Annotated in this window: 2 protein-coding genes; one reads left to right on the plus strand and one right to left on the minus strand. The window is 71.5% G+C overall.

The genetic code is table 11. The annotated features are described in order from the left end of the window. A partial coding sequence (locus HMPREF3105_RS02475) for a cytochrome b/b6 domain-containing protein (RefSeq protein WP_246830322.1) occupies positions 1-985 on the plus strand: 985 nt, incomplete at its 5' end. A 133-nt stretch (positions 986-1118) separates the two neighbouring features. Here HMPREF3105_RS02475 and HMPREF3105_RS02480 read toward each other — a convergent pair. Beyond that, a partial coding sequence (locus HMPREF3105_RS02480; RefSeq protein WP_210401419.1) for an acyl-CoA thioesterase domain-containing protein occupies positions 1119-1475 on the minus strand: 357 nt, incomplete at its 5' end.

Consider the following 1475-nt stretch of genomic DNA (forward strand, 5'->3'; position numbering starts at 1 on the left):
GCCGCCCCGGGCCGTCCCCGGGGCCGCCACCGGCACGCCCGCTCGGGCCGCGGAGACGGACGCCGCCGAATCCGCCGCCCCGTCCCGCCTGCGCAAGGCGCTGCCGGCGGTGGCCGGCGTCGTCGTGCTGGCGCTGCTCGCAGTGCTGGCCGGACGCTGGCTGCGGAGCCTCGACCCGGTGGCGGACTTCATCGCGACCTACGACGGGCACCCGGTCCTGCCCGAGGGCACCCCCGAGGGGATGCCCTGGTGGATGGGCTGGCAGCACTTCCTGAACATGTTCCTGATGGTGCTGATCATCCGGACGGGCCTGCAGATCCGTCACGAGACGCGGCCTCCGGCCAACTTCACTCCGACGAAGGACGGCCTGTTCTCCGCGCGGGGCAACACCCCGAAGAAGTTCTCGCTCACCATCTGGACGCACCAGGCCCTCGACGCGCTGTGGCTGCTCAACGGCGTGATCTTCGTGGTGCTGCTGATCGTCACCGGCCACTGGGCGCGGATCGTGCCCACGGACCCGCACGTGTTCCAGCACGCCCTGTCCGCCGGCATCCAGTACCTGTCCCTGGACTGGCCCACGGAGAACGGCTGGGTGCACTACAACGCGCTGCAGATGCTCTCCTACGCGCTGGTGGTGTTCGTGGCCGCCCCGCTCGCCGCCCTCACGGGCTGGCGCATGTCCTCGTGGTTCCCCACGGAGGCCAAGGGACTGAACAAGGCGTTCCCCATGGAAGTGGCCCGCAAGGTGCACTTCCCGGTGATGGTCTTCTTCGTGGCGTTCATCGTGGTGCACGTGTTCCTCGTGGCCTTCACGGGCCTGCTGACGAACCTGAACCACATGTACACCTCGCGCGGCGGGGCCACCGACGCGTGGGGCCTCGTGGTGTTCCTCGTGAGCGTGGCGGTCACCGCCGCCGCGTGGTTCTTCCTGAAGCCCGCCTTCACGGCCCCCGTGGCCTCCCGGTTCGGCACCGTGGGCCGCTGAGCCGGCCGCACGACGACGGCCCCTCCTCCTCCCGGGACTTTCGAACGTGATGTCGGGGGAATGAGCGCTTTCGAACGTGAGATAGGCCCTTTCTCACGTTCGAAAGCGCTCGGGTGCTCGGGCGTGCGGGGCGTCAGCTCCGGGCGGCGCGGAAGGTGACCTGCACCTGGACCATCGGCTTGTCGGCCACGGGGACGCCGTCGGCGCCGACCGGCACGAGGTCCACCTCCACGAGGCGCAGGGACCGGCCGGCGTGTCGCACCCGTGTGAGGGCGACCATCTCGCCATGCCCCGGGCGCACGAACACCACGTGCACGGCCTGGACGTCGTAGCGCACGCGGTCCGGCATGGCCGCCTGCGCGGCGATGACCGCCCGCAGCGTCATGGCCCCGCCGTGGACCGCGCCCGACGGGTTGGCCAGCTCTGGCTTCGGGGCGAAGCGGGCGCCCGCGCTCGCCGCGGCAGCGACGGCGGGGCGCACGTCCGGATC

This window comes from Micrococcus sp. HMSC31B01 (genome assembly GCF_001816085.1).
GTDB lineage: Bacteria > Actinomycetota > Actinomycetes > Actinomycetales > Micrococcaceae > Micrococcus > Micrococcus luteus.